The sequence below is a fragment of the Methylobacterium sp. J-067 genome (assembly GCF_022829465.1).
Lineage (GTDB): Bacteria > Pseudomonadota > Alphaproteobacteria > Rhizobiales > Beijerinckiaceae > Methylobacterium > Methylobacterium litchii.
In genome coordinates, this window is the sequence record NZ_JAKSXZ010000146.1 from 595,166 (window position 1) to 614,457 (window position 19,292).

Sequence of the window (19,292 nt, forward strand, 5' to 3'; positions counted from 1 at the left end):
CGTCAGGCCCGCCCGACGCTCGCGGAGAGCATGGCGGGATCGATCCCGTTGTCCCGCAGGGTCCGCTCGTACTTGGATTCGAGGTCCGGCGCGAAGATCAGGCTCGGATCCGCCTGGCAGTTGAGCCAGCCATTGGCCATGATCTCGCTTTCGAGCTGCCCGGCCTGCCAGCCGGCATAGCCGAGGGCGAGCACGGCGTTGGCCGGGCCCTCGCCGCTGGCGATGGCGCGCAGGATCTCGACCGTGGCGGTGAGGCAGATCCCGTCGTCGATGATGAGCGTCGATTGCGCGATGTGGAAATCGTCCGAGTGCAGGACGAACCCGCGCCGCCCCTCGACCGGCCCACCCATCAGCACCGGCATGTGGCCGACGCGCTCGCGCAGGCGGATCGCGTCCGCCTCGGGCGCCACGTCGAGCTGCACCAGCAGGTCCGGCATGCTGATGTCGGTGGCGGGCTTGTTGACGATGATTCCCATCGCCCCGTCGGAGGAATGGGCGCAGATGTAGATCACCGAGCGCGCGAACCGCTCGTCCGCCATCCCGGGCATCGCGACCAGGAACTGACCGTCGAGGAAATTCGTGCCGGAGAGCGCCGTCTGCCGGGGAGGAAGGGTGGTCGGCATGATCGTATGCTGGCCTTCAGGTGGCGTGTTGTCCAGCGGACAACGTGATTGTGCGGCTTCGATTTCCGCCCGCCGATGTCGGCCGCCTCGACAGGCCTAGTCCGCCACGCTACGTCAGCCCCGAGCCAGCGGGGAACCCCGCCCCAGCGGAGAGACCAGATGATCCAGGTCGGCGAACACCTGCCTCAGGCGACCTTCCGGGTGATCGGCCCCGAAGGCCCGATCGCGCGCACCACGGACGACGTGTTCAAGGGCCGTCGGATCGTGCTGATCGGCGTGCCCGGCGCCTTTACCCCGAGCTGCCACCGCAACCACCTGCCGGGCTTCGTGCAGCACCGGGAGGCCATCTTGGGCAAGGGTGTCGACGCCATCGCCGTGACCAGCGTCAACGACGTGTTCGTCCTGGACGCCTGGGCCAAGGCGAGCGCGGCCGAGGGCATTGAGTTCCTGGCGGACGGCAACGCCGATTTCGCCAAGGCGATCGGCCTCGAGATGGACGGCACGGGCTTCGGCCTCGGCACCCGCTCCAAGCGCTATTCCATGCTCGTCGAGGACGGCGTGGTGCGGATCCTCAACGTCGAGGAATCGCCCTCGAAGGCCGAGGCGTCCGGCGCCGAGGCCCTCTTGAAGGTACTCTGACGAAGGGGCCCTGACGGGCGCGCCCTCGTGAGGCCATGTTCTGCGGGCTAAGGCAGCGGGCGATTACCCGCAGCCGGCCCCCGAGGACCCATGGCCTTCCTGCACGATCTGCCCATTGCCGACCTGATCGCGAATTACGGCTACATCGCCATCTTCGTGATCATCACGCTGGAGAGCGCGGGCGTGCCCTGCCCCGGCGAGACGGTGCTGATCTCGTCCGCCGTCTATGCCGGCAGCACCGGCAATCTCGACATTGCCGGCGTGATCGCCGCCGCGGCGACGGCCGCGATCCTCGGCGACAACCTGGGCTATTGGGCCGGGCGGCGCTGGGGGATGCCTCTGCTCCTCCGCTACGGCCACCTGATCGCCCTCGACCATGGCCGGCTGAAGCTGGGGCAGTACCTGTTCCGGCGGCATGGCGGGAAGATCGTGTTCTTCGGCCGCTTCACCGCGATGCTGCGCGCCTACGCGGCCCTGCTCGCCGGGGTGAACCGCCTGGATGCCCGCCGCTTCTTCGTCTTCAACGCGCTGGGCGGCGTGACCTGGGCCGCGAGCATGGGCCTCGGCTCGTATTATTGCGGCCGCTCCATCGAGAAGGTCGCCGGGCCGGTGGGCCTCACCCTCCTCGCCCTGGTGATCTTCGGCGGCATCGCCCTCTGGGCCTTCGTGCGCCGCCACGAGGCGCGCCTGCTCGTAAAGGCCGAGAGCGCGATCCCCGGGCCGCTCGCCTGAAAGACTTGCCCCTGAGAGACTTGCCGAGGACGGGGCCGCACGTCACACTGTCCTCTATGTCCGTCGATTTTTCTTACTTGCTGCGGAAGGACGAGCCCGGAACCCAGTTCCGGGAACTCGACGACGTCGTCGTGCTCGCGCCCGTCGTCAGCGACGACGGGGACACGATCCCGGTCGGGCGGGAAGGGACCATCCTGGGCGTGTGGCGGGAGGGCGAGGCGTTCTTCGTGGAATTCGCCGAGCCGGAAGGCGCCATCGCGACCGTTCGGCCGCAGGACCTGAGACGCCTCGGCCGCCATGCGCCGTGAGTCGTGATCGTCCGACGCTCCTCGGCCTACATGTGGGCCGGGAGAAGCTGGTCGGTTACCTCCTCGATCCGACGCATCCGAAGGGCCGTTCGAAGGCGATCTTCCTCTTGCGATTCGGCTTTTCCGCATCCGATCCAGCCGTCCTGGCCGACGCACTGGTCGATCATTTCGGTCGCGCGCCCTACATCCACGCGACGACCGACGCGTTCGGCGCGACACGAATCGTCTGCGAGGGGCCACTGCGCGGCCCGGATGGGCGTGAGCCCACGATCCGGTCGGTCTGGGTGCTGGAGCCGGATCGATTCGCCCGGCTGCTGACGATCATTCCCAAGCCTCGTCCGCGGTGACCTCCAGCTCCTCTAGATCCCCATGGTGGAGCAGCAGCACGCCCGTGGCCCCCGCGAGGCGGCGGGCGGCGGGGGTGAAGCCGGCATTCGAGACCACCGCCGCGCGGTCCCCCTCCCAATAGCGCAGGGCGGCGGCGGCCTCCTGCACGGCGGCGTTGCCCACCGGGCGCCCGAGCCGCTTGCATTGCACGATGAGCCGGATCCCCTCCCGCTCGGCCACGACATCCGCCCCCTGGTCGCCGCTCGGCGGAGTCCGGTGGGTGCGCCAGCCCGCCCGCGTCAGAAGGCCGGCGCAGAAGCGCTCGTAATCGATGCCGTCCTCCGGCGCCTCGTCCTCGTCGGGCAGGTCGATGTCGGCCGCCGCCGCCTCGATCACCGCGAGCATCCGGGGGCGCTCCCGGTCGAACAGATCCGCGTCGCGGCTGCCCAGTTGCGGCAGGACCGTGCGGTCGAGGAAATAGTCGCACTCGCGCAGCCAGCCGTCGTCGATCAGGTTGCCGTAGGCATCCTCGAACCGCTCCTGACGGCGGCGGAGCGCCAGGGTCTCGCCGTGGCGCCGGGCGATGCGGCGGACGCGGGCGCGCAGGCGGCGCGGCCTGTCCAAGTGGCGGGCGAGCACGGCGGCGAGCGCCAGCCCCGTGCCGGCGAAGGCCGCCGGCCCGTACCAGAAGGCGATGGACGCGCCCGTCACCCCCGTCCAGAACAGGCGGGCGACGAGGTTCGGCGGGCGGGCGGGCGCCTCGCCCGCGCCGGGGGACGCGGGGCGCGCGGACGGCATCGACATCGGCAACTCGATCGGTGGTGGCGGCGATGAGCCTCGCAAGCCCCCCTTGCCCGATCCTGAAGCAGCGGGGAAAACCTGTGGATCGCCCGCCACGCCCGGGGACGGCATGAGCACCTATCGCTTCGACAGGCTACTCGCCCCCCGCGCGGTGGCTTTCGTTGGCGCCGGCGCCCGCGAGGGCAGCGTGGGCCGCAGCGTGCTCGCGAACCTTCGCCGCTCGGGCTATCCGGGTCGCATCCTGCCCGTACATCCGGCGGAAGCCGAGATCGAGGGGCTCGCCACGGCCCCAAGCCTCTCGGCCCTGCCCTCGGCTCCTGATCTCGTCGTCGTCGCGGTGCCGCCTGACGGTGTGCCGGAGGTGGTGGAGGAGGCGGGGCGGATCGGCGCGGCGGCGGCGATCATCCTCACCGCCGGGCTCGGCACCGGGCCGGAGGATCCCGGCCCCCGCGCGCGGATCGCCGCCCGCGCCCATGGACTGCGCCTGCTCGGGCCCAGCAGTGCCGGCCTGTGCGTGCCATCGCGACAACTCGATGCGGGCCTGTTCGCCCACGCGCCCTCGGCGGGGGACCTCGCGCTGGTCTCGCAATCGGGCACGGTGGCGGCGGCCATCGTGGAATGGGCGAGCCGGCGGGGGAACGGCTTCTCCGCGGTGATGGCGCTGGGCAACGCCCTCGACATCGACGCCTCCGATTGCCTCGACCATTTCGCCGCCGACATCCGCACCCGCGCGATCCTGCTCTGCCTCGACCGGGTCGAGGATGCCCGCCGCTTCATGTCCGCCGCCCGCGCGGCGGCACGGGCGAAGCCGGTGGTGGTCCTGCGCGCGGGACGCCGCCGGCCCGACGCGCCGGGCTGGGCCGGCTCCGCCGTGACCCATACCGGCGCACTGGCCCGGCCGGACGCGGTCTACGCCGCCGCCTTCCGCCGGGCGGGCCTGCTCGCCGTGCAGGATCTCGACGAGATGTTCGCCGCCGTCGAGACGCTCGGCCGGCAGCGGCCCTTCCCCGGCAAGCGCCTGTCGATCCTCACCAACGGCCTCGGCATCGGCTGGCTCGCCGCCGACAAGCTCGCCGACCGCTCCGGCCTCCTCGCCGCGATTCCCGCCGGCAACCCCGTGAATCTCGGCATGGATGCGGGCGGCCCCGCCTTCGCGGAGGCGCTGGCACCGCTACTCACCGATGCCACCGGCGACGCGGTGTTGGCGATCCATGTGCCGACGATCCGCTCCGATGCGAAGGCCGTGGCCGGCGCCATCGCCGAGACGGTGACGCAGGCGCGCAAGGGCCAATCGCGCAAGAAGCCGGTCTTCGCCGTCTCCCTCGGGGAGGCCGAGGCCGTGCGCGAGACCTTCGCGGGCGCCGGCATCCCGCACTTCTCCTCCGATTCGGAGGCGATCGAAGGGTTCCTGCACCTCGTCCGCTACCGGGAGGCGCAGGACGACCTGATGCGCACGCCCGATTCGCTCCCGCGCGATTTCTCCCCCGACACCGAGGCGGCACGGCGGATCGTGGCCGACGCCCTGCGCCAGGGGGCGTCCTGGCTCGACCCGATTGCGGTGAGCGCCCTGCTCTCGGCCTACCGCATCCCGGCGGTGCCGCTGACGCTGGCCCCCGACATCGACGCCGCCGCCGCCGCCGCGTGGCCGCTGATCGCGGCGGGGCAGACGGTGGCGCTCAAGGTCGTCTCGCCGGACATCGTGCACAAATCCGACATCGGCGGCGTCCATCTCGACCTGACGAGCGAGGCCGACGTGCGCGAGGCGGCGCGCAGCATCCTCACCCGGGCGCGGCGGGAGCGGCCGGATGCCCGCGTCACCGGCTTCGCCGTGCAACCGATGGTGCGCCGGGGCCGCCGCCGGGAGTTGATCGCCGGGCTTGCGGAGGATCCGGTCTTCGGACCCGTGGTGGTGTTCGGCCGGGGCGGCACCGCCGTCGAGGTGATCGACGACCGGGCGCTGGGCCTGCCGCCGCTCGACATGATCCTCGCCCGCGACCTCATCGGCCGCACGCGGGTGGCGCGGCGCCTCGATGCCTACCGTGACGTGCCCGCCGCCGACCTGTCGGCCATCGCCCTCACGCTGGTGAAGATCGCCCAGCTCGCCGCCGACCTGCCGCAGGTGCGCGAACTCGACATCAACCCCCTGCTCGCCGACGAGACGGGGGTGCTCGCCCTCGACGCGCGGGTGCGGATCGGCCGGGTGCCGCAGAGCCGCTTCGGCACGCGCGACCGGCGCGGCGGCGGGCATCCGGGCTTCGCGATCCGCCCCTATCCGGTGGAATGGGTGCGCATCCTCAACCTGAAGGACCGGACCGTGCGGGTGCGTCCCGTGCGCCCGGAGGACGAGGACCTGTTCCGGGTGTTCTTCGAGAACCTCGATCCGGAGAGCCTGCGCCTGCGCTTCTTCGGCCCGGTGCGGGCCTTCAGCCACGCCTTCCTCACCCGGCTGACGCAGCTCGACTACGCCCGCGCCATCGCCTTCGTGGCGGTGGAGATCGGCCCGGACGGCCGCGAGCGGATGCTCGGCGCGGTGCGCCTCCACGCCGATGCCAACAACGACAGCGGCGAATACGCGATCGGCGTCGGCCAGGACGTGCGCGGCACGGGCCTCGCCTTCGCGCTGATGCGGCTCATGATCGACTGGGCGCGCTCGGAGGGGATCGGCCGGGTGGAGGGCACGGTGCTTTCGGAGAATCGCCCGATGCTCGCCGTCTGCCGCCGCCTCGGCTTCACCCAGAAGCGCGACCCGGAGGATCCGGGGGTGATGAAGGTGCGGCTGGATCTCGGGCAAGGCGCCGACAGCGAGCGCGATACCTCGGGCTGACCGGCCTTCGCGTCAGCGGACGACCTGGATCGGGACGCCGATCTGATTCGGAAGGTTACCCCATGCCCGATCGGTCGTAACCGCAACGGCAGCGCGTTGGCGGGCGAGGGCGAGGCAGGCCCTGTCGCCGAGCGATAATCCGAGGGGGCGCGTCGCCGTCCGCATCAGCCCCGCGAGGCGCGCCTGTTCGTCATCGAACGGCTCGACCCTGAGGCGCAGCACACCGAGTGCCCGCGATATCTCCGCCTCCGTTCCCCCCGTATCCGCGAGCTTGGCGACGACTTCTGACAGGTTGACCGCACCGATCACCGACCGATCCAGGATATCCGTCACCTGTTCCGCGCCGGCCTCGGCCTGCAGCAGGCACAACAGAGCGGACGCATCCAGAACGTAAGTCTCACTCACGTTCGGCATTCGCTCGCCGTTCGGCGATCAGCTCGTCGGACAGGCTTCGCTCGGCGGGTGCGAAGCCGCGCACGATGGCCTGCGCGGTGCGGATGGCGGCGGACAGGGAGCGCACCCGCAACCCATCCTCCGTCAGCTCGACCGTCACGGTGTCGCCGGCGTCCAGACCGAGTTCCCGGCGGAAGTCGTTCGGGATCAGCAACTTGCCGTCGTCGCCGATCTTCACCGCATGCGAAGGCATCGCGATTCCCCTCCTGGACGCATCGGATCCGAGAAGGATGCCTCACAAGGCGGCACAAAGAAAAGCCCCGCGCATCGCTGCGCAGGGCTTCCTCATCTCACCGGAGTCGGCTCAGTGGCCGCTGTCGGTCGCGTTGCGGGTAGCCTCGTAGAGGAACCACGTGCGCTCCTCGGACTGGTCGATCCACTCTTCCAGCAGCGAGGTGGTCGAGACGTCATTCGCCTCGTCCGTGACCTCATGGAGCTCGCGCATGTGCGCGGTGAGCGCCTTGTTGTCGTCGCGCAGCTCCTTGAGCATGTCGAGCGGGCTGACATACTCGGCGTCGTTATCGGCGACGCGGGTCAGGCTCTTGGCCTGGCCGAGGGAGCGCAGCACCGTGCCACCGATCTTGCGGGCGCGCTCGCCCACGGCGTCGATGATCGCGAAGATCTGCTGGGACTGCTCGTCCATCAGCAAGTGGTAATCGCGAAAGTTCGGGCCGCTCACGTGCCAGTGGAAGTTCTTCGTCTTGATGTAGAGGGCGAAGAGGTCCGACAGCAGGACGGTGAGCCCCTCGGCGATCTTCTTGGTGTCGTTCGGATCGAGGTCGGTCGGGGTGTTGAGGCGATCGCTCTCGATGCGGCTGACCGGATTGGCCTTGGCCATCGTTCAGGCTCCCATATGCAGGTGGTGTCACGGGTAGGGTCGGCCCCTGACGGGGGGTCCGACCGCGTTCTCACCTGCAATCGCACCGCGCCTTGTTGGTTCCGATCTTTCCCCTCACCGCATGGCTGGGTCCCCTTCAGCGGACGGTGGAGGGCGCCTCGCCGTTGCGGCGCTCGGCCGCGGCGGCCTGGGGCACCGGCCGGAGACTCGCCGGGCGGGCGCCAACGGAGCCGGTGGCGGCAGGCTCGGCGGGCTTCGGCGCGGTGGCGGTCGCCGGTGCGGGCACGGGCGCCGGCTTGGGGCTGTCGAGGCCGTAGATGTCGTCCCGGAACTGGGCGCGCCCGTCCGGCCCGGCATAGCCGGTGAGATAGACGAAGGCGACGGGGACCGGCTTCGGCAACTTGATGTCCCGGCGCTCGCCGTCGGCGATGCCGGTCTCGATCTCCATCGGCCCCCAGGTCGAGCCCGGCCCGTTCGGCCCCTCGACGCCTTGGAGCAGCCAGCCCACGAGTTCCTTTACCTGCCCCACGCGGACGCAGCCGTGGCTGTGGAAGCGCACCGAGCGCGCGAACAAGGACTTGGCCGGCGTATCGTGCATGTAGACGGCAAAACGGTTGGGCATGTCGATGCGGACCTGCCCGAGCGAATTGTCGAGGCCGGAATCCTGGCGCAGCGTGTAGTTCGCCGCCTTCTCCGTCGCCCAATCGACCTTGGTCGGATCGACCTCGGTCCCGCCCGGGCCGAGGATGCGGATCCGGTTCTTGGCGAGGTAGCCGGGGTTCTTCCGCATCTGCGGAATGATCTCGTTCTTCACCACCGAGACCGGCACCGTCCAGGTCGGGTTGAAGTTGATGTCGGTGATGCGTGTTTCGATGGTGGGCGTCGCCTTGTCGGGGGAGCCGACCACGGCGACGTAGCGGCGGACCACCTGCCCGTTCTCCACCGCCTCGACGGTGGCCGAGGGGATGTTCACCGCGACGTAGCGCTCACCGAAGGCGAATTTGGCGCCCATCAGCCGCGCGGCCGAGGCGGCGAGCTGCTTCTGGCGCGTCTCGGCCGGTATGTTCAGCGCATTGATGGTAAGCCGGCCAAGTATCCCGCTGTCGGGCAGGCCGTGCCGGGCCTGGAACGCCGAGATCGCCGCCACGAGGGGCGGGTCGAGGCGATCGCTCGGCGGGGCGTCGGCGGGAAGGTCGCCTTCCAGGGTCAGATGGTGGCGCAGGGCCGGGATCGCCGGATGGCGCTCGCTGGGCTTCAGGGTAATGAGGCTGTCCGGCACCTTCTCCCAGCCGCCGGCCTCCACGAAGGCGGCGTATCGCTCGGCGGCGCGCAGGGTGTTCAGGAAGGTCTGCGGCGAGAGCGCCGGCACGGGATCGGTCGAGACCTTGGCATAGACTAGGGGCGCCGGCTCACGGCTCTTGCGCGCCGCCTCGGCGGCGGGTTGGGCCGATGCCGGGGCAACGTCGACCGGCTTGACCGCGATATCCTTTGCCGGCTCTAATTTAGGCGCCTCGGGGGCGGGCTGCTCCTTCGGCGGGGCGGCGGCCAGGTCCTGGGCGCTGAGGGGACCGGCTCCGGTCAGCAGGGCGGACAGGCAGAGGCCGGCCGCGAGGGCGGCACGGGGGCGGCTCTGGGTCGGGACCATACGCAAAACTCCCGACGGCGCCGGGGACGGCGCGGTCGCTCGGGAGAATGGGGGGCCGATGGTTACCAATCCCCTCCGGCACACCCGCTCACGCTGTACCGCGCAGGCGCGCCCGCAACGCGGAGTGGTCCGGCGCGTGACGGAAGGCCGCGATCAGCGCCTCGCGGAACGGCTTCGGCCGCATCGCCTCGTCGAAGGGCAACGGGCGCTGCCGGAGCCCATCCCGGCGGCGGTGGTCCGGGTGGTCGTTGAGCCACGTATCGCCGTCGAACAGGCCCCAGGTAACGACATCGAGGAGCGCCGGCTCGTCCAGGGCGACGCCGAGGAAGCGACGGGCGAAATCCGCCACCGCGCGGTCGCGCGCCTTTGGGTCGCCGGGATAGGCCTTGTCGTCGATATCGAGCTCGGTGATCTCGATGCCGAGCCCCATCTGGCCGATCTCGCGCAGGAAGCGCCGGAACGTCTCTGGGTTGAACGGCTGGTCGCTGACGAGATGCGCCTGGATGCCGAACCGGCGGATCGGTACGCCCTTCGCGCGCATCGCCTCCAACCGCTTCAGGACGCGCGTCCGCTTGGCCTCCGCCCAGGGGAAGTCGTGTTCGAGGGAATCCTCGTTCCAGGCGAGCGCCGCGCGCGGATCGGCCTCGTGGGCGATGCGGAAGGCGAGGTCGATGTAATCCGGCCCCAGGGCCGTCAGCCAGGGCGAGGGGCGCAGCCCGTCCGCCCGCGTCACAGGGCCGTAGCCGGCCATGACCTCGTTGACCACGTCCCACGAGGCGATGAGCCCCCGGTAGCGCCCCATCACCGTCTCGGCCCAGCGGCGCAGGAAATCCTCGGCCTTCACCGGCCCCGCCCCGGCGAGGAGCGGCGCGACCCAGTCCGGCAGGGCCTCGTGCCAGACCAAAGCATGCCCGCGCAGGCGCTGCCCATGGGCGCGGGCGAAGCGCACCACCGAATCGGCCGGGGCGAAATCGGTGCGGCCGGGCTCCGGCAGCACGACGGCCATCTTCATCTCGTTGTTGCCGAGGAGGAGCCCGCATTCCCGCGCGAGGAGGGTGCGGAACTCCGCACTGCGGTTCAGGAGGTTCGAGGGCACCGCCGCGCCGAAGCCGAGGCCCTTGCGCGCCGCCGCGCCCTGCGGCCCTTCCGGCGACCATGACGGTTTGCCGAGAGGCCCGAAATCCGGCGGGGCCGCGACCGCAGGCTGGATCAAGCCGGATGCCGCAACCCCCAGGAGCAGGTTCCGGCGGTTCAGGGGGATCGACATGCGCTTCCTTGCCGCCGCCGGCCTTGCGGGGCGATGGCCTTCCCGCCAGCCTGCCCCATCTCACGCCTTCGCATGAAGATGGAGCAGGAAGCGATGTCCCGACACCCCGCGATCAGCCCCGGCCACAGCGCGGTGGTGACGGGCGCCGCGAGCGGCATCGGCCTCGCCGCCGCGAAGGCCTTCGCAAGCGCCGGCATGAACGTGTGGCTCGCGGACCTGCCGGGGGAGGCCCTGGACGCCGCCCGCGCCGAGGTGGGCGCCCTGGCGGCGGTGGACGTGCGCGCCGTGCCGACCGACGTCTCCGACCGGGGCGCCATGGAGGCGCTGGCGGCGGCCGTGCTGCGCGGCGGTCCGCCTGCCCTCGTGATGCTGAATGCCGGGGTCGAGGCGGGGGGCAAGCTGTTCTCCGACGCCGCCACCTGGGAGCGGATCATCGGCACGAACCTCTGGGGCGTGGTCAACGGCATCCGCGCCTTCGCGCCGGCCATGGCGGACTCGGGGCGGCCCGGCGCGGTGATCGTCACGGGCTCGAAGCAGGGCATCACCACGCCGCCGGGCAACGCGCCCTACAACGTCTCGAAGGCGGGGGTGAAGGCCGTCACCGAGGCGCTGGCCCACGAGCTGCGCAGCCGCGAGGGCTGCCGGACCAGCGCGCATCTGCTGATCCCCGGCTTCGTCTACACCGGCCTCGCCAAGGCGCGGGGCGTCGCCGAGAAGCCGGCCGGCGCCTGGACGCCGGAGGAGACGATCACCTTCATGCTGGAGCGCATGGAGCAGGGCGACTTCTACATCCTCTGCCCCGACAACGAGACCACGCGCGAACAGGACGAGAAGCGCATGGCTTGGGCGATGGGCGACATCATCGAGAACCGCCCCGCCCTGTCCCGCTGGCACCCCGATCATGCCGAGGCGTTCAAGCGGCACATGGAAGGGTAGACTCTCGCCCCCGGGAGCCGCCCTTGGCGCGGCTCCTGCACCGGGGTAAGCCCAGCCTCTCCCAGGCTCGTTCGGGAGCCGCCACGCGGGGTATGCCGCCACAGAGGGAGCCGCCCTTGGCCACGACGATCATTCCCGTCGCCTCGTTCGATTGCGTCGTCCTCGGCGCGACCGGAGACCTGACCGCGCGCAAGCTCCTGCCGGCCCTGTATTATCGCTTCCGCGACGGCCAGATCCCCGGCACCAGCCGGATCATCGGCGCATCCCGCTCGGACCTCTCGGTCGATGCCTTCCGCGAGCATGCCCGCGACGCCCTCAAGCGATTCGTGCCCGGCCACGACCTGCCGGACGACGCGCTGACCGACTTCCTCGCCCATCTCGACTACGTCGCCGTGGATGGCACGGGCGACGACGGCTGGGAGGATCTGGCGAACAAGCTCGCCGAGCGGCCGGATCAGGTGCGGCCCTACTACCTCGCCACCTCCCCCGACCTCTACGGCGCGATCTGCCGCAACCTCGCCAAGCATGGGCTGATCGGCGAGAAATCCCGCGTCGTGCTGGAGAAGCCGATCGGCAAGGACCTGAAATCCGCCCAGGCGATCAACGACGCGGTGGGCGAGGTCTTCCCCGAATCGCAGATCTTCCGCATCGACCACTATCTCGGCAAGGAGACGGTGCAGAACCTGCTCTCGCTCCGCTTCGCCAACACCATCTTCGAGCGGCTGTGGACGGCGGACGTGATCGACCACGTCCAGATCACCGTCGCCGAGACGGTCGGCGTCGAGGGCCGCGCCGGCTATTACGACACGTCGGGCGCCCTGCGGGACATGCTGCAGAACCACATCCTGCAGCTCCTCTGCCTGACGGCGATGGAGAGCCCCCTCAACCTCGAAGCCAATTCCGTCCGCGACGAGAAGCTGAAGGTGCTGCGCGCCCTGAAGCCGATCACCGACCACGACATCCAGGCGGTGACGGTGCGAGGCCAGTACGTCGCCGGGGCGGTGGGCGGGCAGCCGGTCCCCGGCTATCTCGACGAGCTCGGCCACGACAGCCGCACCGAGACCTTCGTCGCCATGAAGGTCGAGGTGCAGTCCGGCCGCTGGGCGGGGGTGCCGTTCTACCTGCGCACCGGCAAGCGCCTGCCCCAGAAGCTGTCCGAGATCGTGGTGCAGTTCCGGGCCTCGCCGTTCTCGATCTTCCCGCTCGAAGCCTTCGGCCGGGAGCCGAACCGCCTCGTGATCCGCCTGCAACCGCAGGAGGGCATGAAGCTCGAGGTGATGACCAAGGATCCCGGCCCCGGCGGCCTGCGCCTGCGGCCGACCGACCTCGACATCTCCTTCGAGGAGACGTTCAAGCAGCGCTACCCCGACGCCTACGAGCGGCTGCTGATGGACGTGGTGCGCGGCAACGCCACCCTGTTCATGCGCCGGGACGAAGTGGAGGCGGCCTGGGCCTGGGCCGGCACCATCCTCAACGCCTGGGCCGAGCGGCCGGAGGCCCCGCGCCCCTACGCGGCGGGCTCCTGGGGGCCGACCGCCGCCATCGCCCTGATCGAGCGCGACGGGCGCACGTGGCACGAGGAGCTGCGGCTTTAAGGCCGGGGACGGGACGGGGCGGCGGGTTGCCTTACGGCCAAGCTGCCCTTTTCCGGCCAAGCCTCGTCCCGACACTGGGCCACCCGGGAAACCGGCACGGCACAGGGACGAGACCATGCAGGATCGCGACGGACACGACCATTTCGATGCCGAGCGGCGGCTGCAACGCTCGGTGGCCTCCGTCCTGCGGATCATCCACGCGGCGCAGGCCGAGCGGCAGGCGCCCCCGGTGCGCGCGGCGCGCCAGCATCTCGGGCAGATCTACCGGGCGACGCGCCTCGCACGGGCGAAGGAGCGGCTCTCCGCCTCCTGAGGCGGGTTGCGACTGGCGACCCCGGTAGGGCTCGAACCTACGACCTGCCGCTTAGAAGGCGGCTGCTCTATCCAGCTGAGCTACGGAGTCTGGTGCCGGCCGCCCCCGAAAAGCCACGGAGGAGCCCTTCGGTCAAGGCGTGGCGCCGGCCCTGCGGCGGAACGGCTTGCGCGCCGGGCCGGTTTTCGACACCTCACGGGCCACGCCCACCAGGAACGCCTCCTTGTCCGCCCCCTCCCCGCAGGCCCCCTCGCCCCACCGCGTCCGGCGCCGGAGGAACGACGGGCGCGGCAGCCTCGGACAGCCGGGGGCCGACCTCGCCCGCCTGCCGATCGCCCTCGACCTGCGCAGCATCCAGATCTCGGAGGGCGTGCGCGCGGGCTTCGCCTTCGGCGTCGTGTTCCTGCTCCACGCCCTCGTGGAGTGGCCGCCGCTGCTCTCCATGGCCTTCGCGGCCAACCTCGCCTGCTTCTGCGACACGGGCGGGCCGATGCGGGTACGCCTGCGGGCGCTGACCGCCTTCTCGCTGGTCGGCGGCCTCGTCTGGGGCGGGCTCGGCCTGCTGCGGCCGGTGGGCCTGCCCGTCGTGGTGCCCGTCGCCTGCGCCGTGATCTTCGCCTGCACCTATATTCGCGTCTGGAGCATCCAGGCTCAGGCGGCGGGCAACGTGCTCGTCGTGGTGGTGTGCATCGCCCTCGACCGCGCGCTGACGCCCGAACAGGCCGGGCTCACCGCCGTGATGTTCGCGGCCGGCGGCCTGTGGGCGACCTTCCTCGCCCTGGTGATCTGGCGCCTGCACCCCTACCGGCCCGCGCACCGGGCGGTGGCGGACGTCTGGCGCGGCCTCGCTCGGCTGGTCGGCGACCTCGAACGGCTGGCGGCCCTGCCGGAGCCGGAGACCGAGGCGTTCGACGGCCATTCCCGCGCCCACCGCCGAGGCGTGCGCACGGGGATCGAGACCGCGCGCACGATGATCCTCGACCTCGCCCGCAGCCGGGAGCGCATCTCCGAGCGCACCGCACAGGCGCTGCTGCGGCTGGAGAGCGCCGAGCAGATCTTCTCCAACCTCATCGCCGTCACCGAACTGCTCGACAGCCGGCCCTCGCCGGAGCAGCGCGCGGCGGCCCAGCGCTTCCTGCGGCGCCTGCGCCCGCTCCTCGTGGTGATCGCCCGCGCGATCCGCGACGACGCCAGCCTCGACCTCGCTCGCCTGGAACCGGCTCTGGTGCGGGCCACGGAAGGGCTCGCCGCCGAGCCGACCCTTGCGCGCCTCGCGGAGCGGATCGTCGGCCGGGTGCGGATCGGCGCCAAGCTCTCGACGCCGGAGGGCTACCGCCCCGGCGGCCTCGACGAGGGTGGGCGGCTCGGCTGGCGGGCGCGCACCCTCGATCCCCTGGTGCAGAACTTCACGACCTCCTCGCCGAACCTGCGCCACGCGGTGCGGGCCACCGCCGTGGCGGCGCCGGCGCTCGCGGGCACGCTCAGCTACGGCGGCACCTTCGCCCACTGGCTCGTCATCACCCTGGTGCTGACCATGCAGCCCTACTACGCCGCCACGTGGCAGCGGGCGCTGGAGCGGATCGGCGGGACGGTGCTCGGTGGGCTGGTGGGGGCCGTGCTCGCCTATTTCGCGGCCACGCCCCTGTGGCAGGCGGGGCTGATCCTGGCGCTCAGCATCGTCGGCTTCGCCGCGCGCCAGATCTCCTACGGCTTCTTCGTGACCTGCCTCACGCCCCTCGTGGTGCTGCTGGTGGAGGTGCTAGAGCCCGGCCATTCCTCCTGGGAGATCGTGGCCGAGCGGGCGGGCTTCACGGTGCTCGGCGGGCTGATCGCCGTGGCGAGCTGCCTCCTGCTCTGGCCGATCTGGGAGCCCGATCAGGTGCGACGAGAATTGCGGCGCGCCCTCACCACCCATGCCGCCTTCGCCCGGGCCGTGCTCGCGGCGGGCGACGACCGGGAGGCGGCGATCGAGGCGGCCGCCCGCGACGCGGGTCTCGCCCTCAACGATCTGGAAGCCGCCCTCTCCCGCGCCCTGCAGCAGCCCCGCGCGGGGCATCATCCAGAGGTCGAATCGGCGATGGTCGCCGACGCGACCCTGCGCCGAATCAGTGCCCGGCTCTCCGTCCTGCGCCACGCGCCGGATGCCGCGGGGCCGGTCGCCCCGGCCTGGAAGGACTGGATCGTGGAGACGCTGAAGGCGCTCGGCACCGACGCCCCGGCCCTGCCCGGGCGACCGGACGCCGCGCAGGGTCCTTCCCTGGCGCGACTCTCGGCCCAGGTCGATCTCCTGACCGGCACCCTGCGCCCCGGCAGCAACCGCGCCGCCCTTGCGCCGGGTTGAGCCGCCGCCCCGCGGCTGCTAGCAAGCGAAGGCTCACGAGCAGCCGGGCCGGCGTAGCACAGCGGTAGTGCAGCGGTTTTGTAAACCGAAGGTCGGGGGTTCGATCCCCTCCGCCGGCACCACCCTCGCCGCCGCGCGGCGAGGGGCCGGACGCGACGGCCTCAGCGGCCGTAGACGTCCTCGATGCGGATGATGTCGTCCTCGCCGGTATAGGAGCCGACCTGCACCTCGATCAGTTCGAGGGGGATCTTGCCCGGGTTGGACAGGCGGTGGACGCAGCCGATCGGCAGGTAGATCGCCTCGTTCTCGTGGACGAGGGTGACATGGTCGTCCACCGTCACCTCGGCGGTGCCGTGGACCACCACCCAATGCTCGGCCCGGTGGAAATGCTTCTGCAGCGAGAGCCGGGCGCCGGGCTTCACGGTGATCCGCTTCACCTGGAAGCGCGCGCCGATGTCGATGCGCTGGTAGCTGCCCCAGGGGCGGTACATCAGGCGGTGGGCGTCGGCCTCGGGCTCGCGCCGGGCGCGCAGCTGCTCCACGAGGCTCTTCACCTCGCCGCCCCGCTCGCGGCTCGTGACGAGCACCGCATCGGAGGTGGCGACCACCACCACGTCGTCGAGGCCGACGACCGTGGTCAGCAACTCGCCCTCGCTGTGCACGAGGCTGTTGCGGGTGCCGTGCAGCGCGACGCGGCCGCGCGTGGCGTTGCCGCTCGCATCCTGCGGGGAGACCTCCCACAGGGCGCCCCAGGTGCCGATGTCGGACCAGGGGAACGAGACCGGCAGCACGGCCGCGCGGGAGGTCCGCTCCATCACCGCGTAGTCGATCGAGATCTGCGGCGAGGTCAGGAACGCCGTCGTGTCGAGGCGCAGGAAGTCGAGGTCGCGGGTGGCCTTCGCGAGGGAGGCCTCCGCTGCCGCCAGCACCTCGGGGGCATGGGTGCGCAGTTCCTCCAGCATCACGTCGGCCCGGAACAGGAAGTAGCCGCTGTTCCACAGGGCGCCCTCCCCGATCAGGCGCTCGGCTCGGGCGGCGTTCGGCTTTTCGAGGAAGCGCTCCACCACCCGCGCGCCCGCCTCGCCGGCGGCGCCGTGCAGGGGCTCGCCGGGCTGGATGTAGCCATAGGCGGTCGAGGGCGAGGTCGGCACGATGCCCAGCGTCATGATGCGCCCGGCCTTCGCGCCGAGGCTCGCGGCGCGCACGGCGTCGAGGAAGGCGGCGTCGTCGCCCACGACGTGGTCCGCCGCCAGGATCAGCACCAGCGCGTCGGGCTGGCGGGCGGCGGCGTGGAGCGCGGCCACCGTCACCGCCGCCGCCGAGTCGCGCCGGGCGGGTTCGAGGAGGATGTCCGCCGACAGATTGGCCTGCGCCAGCTGCTCGGCCACGATGAACCGGGCGTCGTTGGCGGTGATGATCGCGGGCCGCGCGAACACGGTCGCGTCGGTCACGCGCGCGGCGGTCGCCTGGAAGGACGAGCGATGCGCCTCGGCCAGGGGGATGAACTGCTTCGGGAAGCTCTCGCGCGAGGCCGGCCACAGGCGCGTGCCGGAGCCACCGCACAGGATGACCGGATGGATGAAGTCTGCATTGTCACCCGACATCGGCTCGCTCCTGCCGTCACATTGGATCTGCACCGGACCGCATGAGGACTGTCATGGCGGCGCAACGAATTCTGGGCTCTGTATCAGAAAGCAGAATTGGCCCGGTAAAAAAGCCAACTTGGACTTAACGATGGCATCCCAGCCCCATGCGCGCCGGCAATAACCGGGCCAGGGGAACGGCCCGGCGGGATACCGCGCACCTCATGCCGCATCGCACGCGGCGGGTCGAGTCCTTCCGCAACTTGCGCTGGATCAAGGCCCCCCGCGCCGCAGGGTCCAGGATACGGCCTGCACTGCGGGAGGCGGTCATGGGCTATGCGAGCATCATGGTGGCGGTCGATGCGGAGGAGGGATCGCGCGACCGGGTGAGGATGGCGGGGCACCTCGCCGACCTGTTCGGCGCACCGCTGCTCATCGGCGTCGCGGCCGAGCGGCCCGATTACGGCCTCTTCAGCACGGATCCCGGCGCGGGCGGCCCCTACGTCCTCCCGGTGCTGCACGAGAACTGCCTGGAGCGGATGCGGCGGGCGGAGGCCCTGTTCGCCGAGGCCGCCGCCGGGCGCAGCCGGTTGGCCTGGCGCTCCGACATCGCCGACCCGCTGCTGTTCCTCCTGGCGCAGTCCATGGCCGCCGACCTCGTGGTGATCGGCCGGCAGGCGCGGGACAACCCGGCCGAACGCTTCGCCATCGCCCCCGCCGACGCGGTGATGCAGAGCGGGCGCCCGGTCCTCATCGCGCCGCCGGGTCTCGCCTTTTGCGACACGACCCGCATCGCCATCGGCTGGAAGAACACCCGCGAGGCGCGGCGCGCGGTGGCGGATGCGATGCCGCTCCTGCACCGGGCCTCACGGGTGGTGGTCTGCCACGTGGCGGACGGCAGCGGCCCTGACGAGGCGGACGACCTCGTCCGCGTGCTGGAGGCCAGGGGCATCGCGGCCGGCACCGCCCGGACCACGCGCGACGGCGCGGCCACCGCCGAAGCGCTGGTGAACCTCGCCTGCGAGCATGCCGCCGGCCTGCTCGTGACCGGCGCCTACGGCCATTCCCGCCTCAGCGAATGGGCCTTCGGCGGCGTCACCCGCGATCTGCTGCGGGCGTGCCCGCTCTGCTGCCTGATGAGCCACTAGCGAAAACTTATCCGAATACGAGCAAGCGCACGGAGTATGGAAGCTTTCCGGGCACGCCAGAAGACTTGACGGCATCTGGAATCGTAGACACGCCAGGCGTCGGCCGATTGGCCTGACCGATTATTTGCGGTAATCTCCCGTCGATGCGCAGTTTCACGGCGCGAGACGGGGTGCGGGCGCATGATCGCTACCGAAATGACGTCCGCGCCGTCACACACCTGCCACCATGGGCGGCGGGGTGAAGGGTGCCAGGAATGCAAGGCGCGGCTGTTCAGCGTCTGCGCGGCGCTCACCTCCGACGAGCTCGACGAGCTTGAAGCCCTGAGCCGGCCGATCGGCCTCGCCCCCCGGCAGACCTTGTTCGCGCAGGACGACGAGGCGACGGCCGTCTACAACGTGACGGACGGGGCGATCCGCCTGTCCCGCCTGCTGCCGGACGGGCGGCGGCACGTAATGGGCTTCGCCCTGACCGGCGATTTCCTCGGTCTCGCCCTGCCGGAGCGGTTCGGCGTGACCGCCGAGGCCCTCGGACAGACCACCCTGTGCCGGTTCGAGCGCGGCGCCTTCCGGGCGCTGGTGGCGGACAAGCCTCACCTGCTGCAGCGCCTGCACGAGCGCGCCGGCTACGAACTCACCCTGGCCCAGGACCAGATGATGCTGCTGGGCCGCCGCACCGCCGAGGAGAAGGTCGCCCTCTTCCTCGTGGGCCTGCGGCTGCGCTACCTGCGCATCGGCCACGATTCGATCACCCTCGAACTGCCGATGGGGCGGCAGGACATCGCCGACCATCTCGGCCTCACCATCGAGACGGTGAGCCGGATGCTCACCCGCTTCGACCGCGAGCGGATCGTCCTCATCGTCCCCGGCGGCGTGCGCCTGCTCGATCCGGCCCGCCTGGACCGTCTCGCCGCCGGCTGAA

At 71.2% G+C, this 19,292-nt stretch carries 19 protein-coding genes and 2 tRNA genes; 12 read left to right on the top strand and 9 right to left on the bottom strand.

From position 1 onward, the window contains the following. Positions 1-2: 2 nt before the first annotated feature. Positions 3-623, bottom strand: coding sequence for a YqgE/AlgH family protein (locus MKK52_RS26315; protein WP_243959553.1), 621 nt, complete (start codon positions 621-623; stop codon positions 3-5). Positions 624-782: 159 nt separating this feature from the next. Between MKK52_RS26315 and MKK52_RS26320 the strand changes: the two genes are divergently transcribed. The 4 genes from MKK52_RS26320 (at position 783) to MKK52_RS26335 (ending at position 2,649) form a co-directional block, all read left to right on the top strand. Further along, entirely contained in the window at positions 783-1,262 is a 480-nt protein-coding gene (locus MKK52_RS26320) for a peroxiredoxin (RefSeq protein WP_243959555.1), read from the top strand. Positions 1,263-1,352: 90 nt separating this feature from the next. Further along, positions 1,353-1,994 carry a DedA family protein gene (locus MKK52_RS26325; protein ID WP_243959557.1) on the top strand — a complete coding sequence of 214 codons (642 nt, stop codon included), beginning with the start codon at positions 1,353-1,355 and terminating at the stop codon, positions 1,992-1,994. Positions 1,995-2,071: 77 nt separating this feature from the next. Beyond that, positions 2,072-2,302: a DUF4926 domain-containing protein gene (locus MKK52_RS26330; protein ID WP_243959558.1), complete on the top strand. Its 231-nt coding sequence runs from the start codon at positions 2,072-2,074 to the stop codon at positions 2,300-2,302. A 32-nt stretch (positions 2,303-2,334) separates the two neighbouring features. Continuing rightward, on the top strand, positions 2,335-2,649 hold the full coding sequence (locus MKK52_RS26335; protein ID WP_243959560.1) for a DUF6883 domain-containing protein: 315 nt from the start codon (positions 2,335-2,337) through the stop codon (positions 2,647-2,649). Here MKK52_RS26335 and MKK52_RS26340 read toward each other — a convergent pair. Next, positions 2,624-3,427 carry a restriction endonuclease gene (locus tag MKK52_RS26340; protein ID WP_243959796.1) on the bottom strand — a complete coding sequence of 268 codons (804 nt, stop codon included), beginning with the start codon at positions 3,425-3,427 and terminating at the stop codon, positions 2,624-2,626. The two genes, MKK52_RS26335 and MKK52_RS26340, sit on opposite strands and share 26 nt — an antisense overlap. Positions 3,428-3,539: 112 nt before the next feature. On the opposite strand from MKK52_RS26340, the gene MKK52_RS26345 reads away from it, so the two are divergent. After that, positions 3,540-6,254 (top strand): bifunctional acetate--CoA ligase family protein/GNAT family N-acetyltransferase, encoded by a 2,715-nt coding sequence (locus tag MKK52_RS26345; protein ID WP_243959562.1) that lies wholly within the window; start codon positions 3,540-3,542, stop codon positions 6,252-6,254. 12 nt (positions 6,255-6,266) lie between these two features. On the opposite strand, the gene MKK52_RS26350 is transcribed toward MKK52_RS26345, so the two are convergent. From MKK52_RS26350 to MKK52_RS26370, 5 genes are all read right to left on the bottom strand, one after another. Next, positions 6,267-6,668 carry a type II toxin-antitoxin system VapC family toxin gene (locus MKK52_RS26350; protein WP_243959565.1) on the bottom strand — a complete coding sequence of 134 codons (402 nt, stop codon included), beginning with the start codon at positions 6,666-6,668 and terminating at the stop codon, positions 6,267-6,269. Next, on the bottom strand, positions 6,652-6,900 hold the full coding sequence (locus MKK52_RS26355) for an AbrB/MazE/SpoVT family DNA-binding domain-containing protein (RefSeq protein ID WP_243959567.1): 249 nt from the start codon (positions 6,898-6,900) through the stop codon (positions 6,652-6,654). The genes MKK52_RS26350 and MKK52_RS26355 overlap by 17 nt, the downstream gene beginning before the upstream one ends. 111 nt (positions 6,901-7,011) lie before the next feature. Further along, the gene (locus tag MKK52_RS26360) at positions 7,012-7,545 is read right to left on the bottom strand and encodes a Dps family protein (protein ID WP_243959569.1); all 534 of its coding nucleotides are present in this window, start codon (positions 7,543-7,545) and stop codon (positions 7,012-7,014) included. Positions 7,546-7,681: 136 nt separating this feature from the next. Next, positions 7,682-9,190, bottom strand: a complete 1,509-nt coding sequence (locus tag MKK52_RS26365) for a murein L,D-transpeptidase (RefSeq protein ID WP_243959571.1) — start codon at positions 9,188-9,190, stop codon at positions 7,682-7,684. An 88-nt stretch (positions 9,191-9,278) separates the two neighbouring features. Then, positions 9,279-10,457 (bottom strand): endo-1,4-beta-xylanase, encoded by a 1,179-nt coding sequence (locus MKK52_RS26370; RefSeq protein ID WP_243959574.1) that lies wholly within the window; start codon positions 10,455-10,457, stop codon positions 9,279-9,281. Positions 10,458-10,550: 93 nt separating this feature from the next. Here MKK52_RS26370 and MKK52_RS26375 point away from each other — a divergent pair, with 93 nt between their 5' ends. From MKK52_RS26375 to MKK52_RS26385, 3 genes are all read left to right on the top strand, one after another. Then, a complete protein-coding gene (locus MKK52_RS26375; RefSeq protein WP_243959576.1) occupies positions 10,551-11,393 on the top strand; it encodes an SDR family NAD(P)-dependent oxidoreductase in 843 nt (280 codons plus the stop codon). A 116-nt stretch (positions 11,394-11,509) separates the two neighbouring features. Continuing rightward, complete coding sequence (zwf, locus tag MKK52_RS26380) at positions 11,510-12,988, top strand: glucose-6-phosphate dehydrogenase (RefSeq protein WP_243959578.1); 1,479 nt, start codon at positions 11,510-11,512, stop codon at positions 12,986-12,988. Positions 12,989-13,103: 115 nt separating this feature from the next. After that, the gene (locus MKK52_RS26385; protein WP_243959580.1) at positions 13,104-13,301 is read left to right on the top strand and encodes a hypothetical protein; all 198 of its coding nucleotides are present in this window, start codon (positions 13,104-13,106) and stop codon (positions 13,299-13,301) included. 13 nt (positions 13,302-13,314) lie between these two features. Here the strand turns inward: MKK52_RS26385 and MKK52_RS26390 are convergent. Continuing rightward, positions 13,315-13,391 (bottom strand) — tRNA-Arg (locus tag MKK52_RS26390). Between the two features lie 133 nt (positions 13,392-13,524). Here MKK52_RS26390 and MKK52_RS26395 point away from each other — a divergent pair. Together MKK52_RS26395 and MKK52_RS26400 are read left to right on the top strand one after the other, a co-directional pair. Further along, a complete protein-coding gene (locus MKK52_RS26395) occupies positions 13,525-15,642 on the top strand; it encodes an FUSC family protein (protein ID WP_243959582.1) in 2,118 nt (705 codons plus the stop codon). A gap of 47 nt (positions 15,643-15,689) precedes the next feature. Continuing rightward, positions 15,690-15,764: transfer RNA gene (locus MKK52_RS26400), tRNA-Thr, on the top strand. Between the two features lie 39 nt (positions 15,765-15,803). On the opposite strand, the gene MKK52_RS26405 is transcribed toward MKK52_RS26400, so the two are convergent. After that, on the bottom strand, positions 15,804-17,246 hold the full coding sequence (locus tag MKK52_RS26405) for a mannose-1-phosphate guanylyltransferase/mannose-6-phosphate isomerase (RefSeq protein WP_243959585.1): 1,443 nt from the start codon (positions 17,244-17,246) through the stop codon (positions 15,804-15,806). 308 nt (positions 17,247-17,554) lie between these two features. On the opposite strand from MKK52_RS26405, the gene MKK52_RS26410 reads away from it, so the two are divergent. After that, positions 17,555-18,373: a universal stress protein gene (locus MKK52_RS26410; protein WP_243959587.1), complete on the top strand. Its 819-nt coding sequence runs from the start codon at positions 17,555-17,557 to the stop codon at positions 18,371-18,373. A 195-nt stretch (positions 18,374-18,568) separates the two neighbouring features. Then, positions 18,569-19,291 (top strand): Crp/Fnr family transcriptional regulator, encoded by a 723-nt coding sequence (locus MKK52_RS26415; RefSeq protein ID WP_243959798.1) that lies wholly within the window; start codon positions 18,569-18,571, stop codon positions 19,289-19,291. Position 19,292 lies beyond the last annotated feature (1 nt).

What these genes read in the sequence shown, in the direction of transcription:
- MKK52_RS26405 (WP_243959585.1), bottom strand. Translation starts at nt 17,246, where the DNA reads ATGTCGGGTGACAATGCAGACTTCATCCATCCGGTCATCCTGTGCGGT.
- MKK52_RS26345 (WP_243959562.1), top strand. Translation starts at nt 3,540, where the DNA reads ATGAGCACCTATCGCTTCGACAGGCTACTCGCCCCCCGCGCGGTGGCT.
- MKK52_RS26375 (WP_243959576.1), top strand. Translation starts at nt 10,551, where the DNA reads ATGTCCCGACACCCCGCGATCAGCCCCGGCCACAGCGCGGTGGTGACG.
- MKK52_RS26360 (WP_243959569.1), bottom strand. Translation starts at nt 7,545, where the DNA reads ATGGCCAAGGCCAATCCGGTCAGCCGCATCGAGAGCGATCGCCTCAAC.
- MKK52_RS26320 (WP_243959555.1), top strand. Translation starts at nt 783, where the DNA reads ATGATCCAGGTCGGCGAACACCTGCCTCAGGCGACCTTCCGGGTGATC.
- MKK52_RS26325 (WP_243959557.1), top strand. Translation starts at nt 1,353, where the DNA reads ATGGCCTTCCTGCACGATCTGCCCATTGCCGACCTGATCGCGAATTAC.
- MKK52_RS26415 (WP_243959798.1), top strand. Translation starts at nt 18,569, where the DNA reads ATGACGTCCGCGCCGTCACACACCTGCCACCATGGGCGGCGGGGTGAA.
- MKK52_RS26350 (WP_243959565.1), bottom strand. Translation starts at nt 6,668, where the DNA reads ATGCCGAACGTGAGTGAGACTTACGTTCTGGATGCGTCCGCTCTGTTG.
- MKK52_RS26410 (WP_243959587.1), top strand. Translation starts at nt 17,555, where the DNA reads ATGGGCTATGCGAGCATCATGGTGGCGGTCGATGCGGAGGAGGGATCG.
- MKK52_RS26315 (WP_243959553.1), bottom strand. Translation starts at nt 623, where the DNA reads ATGCCGACCACCCTTCCTCCCCGGCAGACGGCGCTCTCCGGCACGAAT.
- MKK52_RS26365 (WP_243959571.1), bottom strand. Translation starts at nt 9,190, where the DNA reads ATGGTCCCGACCCAGAGCCGCCCCCGTGCCGCCCTCGCGGCCGGCCTC.
- MKK52_RS26355 (WP_243959567.1), bottom strand. Translation starts at nt 6,900, where the DNA reads ATGCCTTCGCATGCGGTGAAGATCGGCGACGACGGCAAGTTGCTGATC.
- MKK52_RS26385 (WP_243959580.1), top strand. Translation starts at nt 13,104, where the DNA reads ATGCAGGATCGCGACGGACACGACCATTTCGATGCCGAGCGGCGGCTG.
- MKK52_RS26340 (WP_243959796.1), bottom strand. Translation starts at nt 3,427, where the DNA reads ATGCCGTCCGCGCGCCCCGCGTCCCCCGGCGCGGGCGAGGCGCCCGCC.
- MKK52_RS26370 (WP_243959574.1), bottom strand. Translation starts at nt 10,457, where the DNA reads ATGTCGATCCCCCTGAACCGCCGGAACCTGCTCCTGGGGGTTGCGGCA.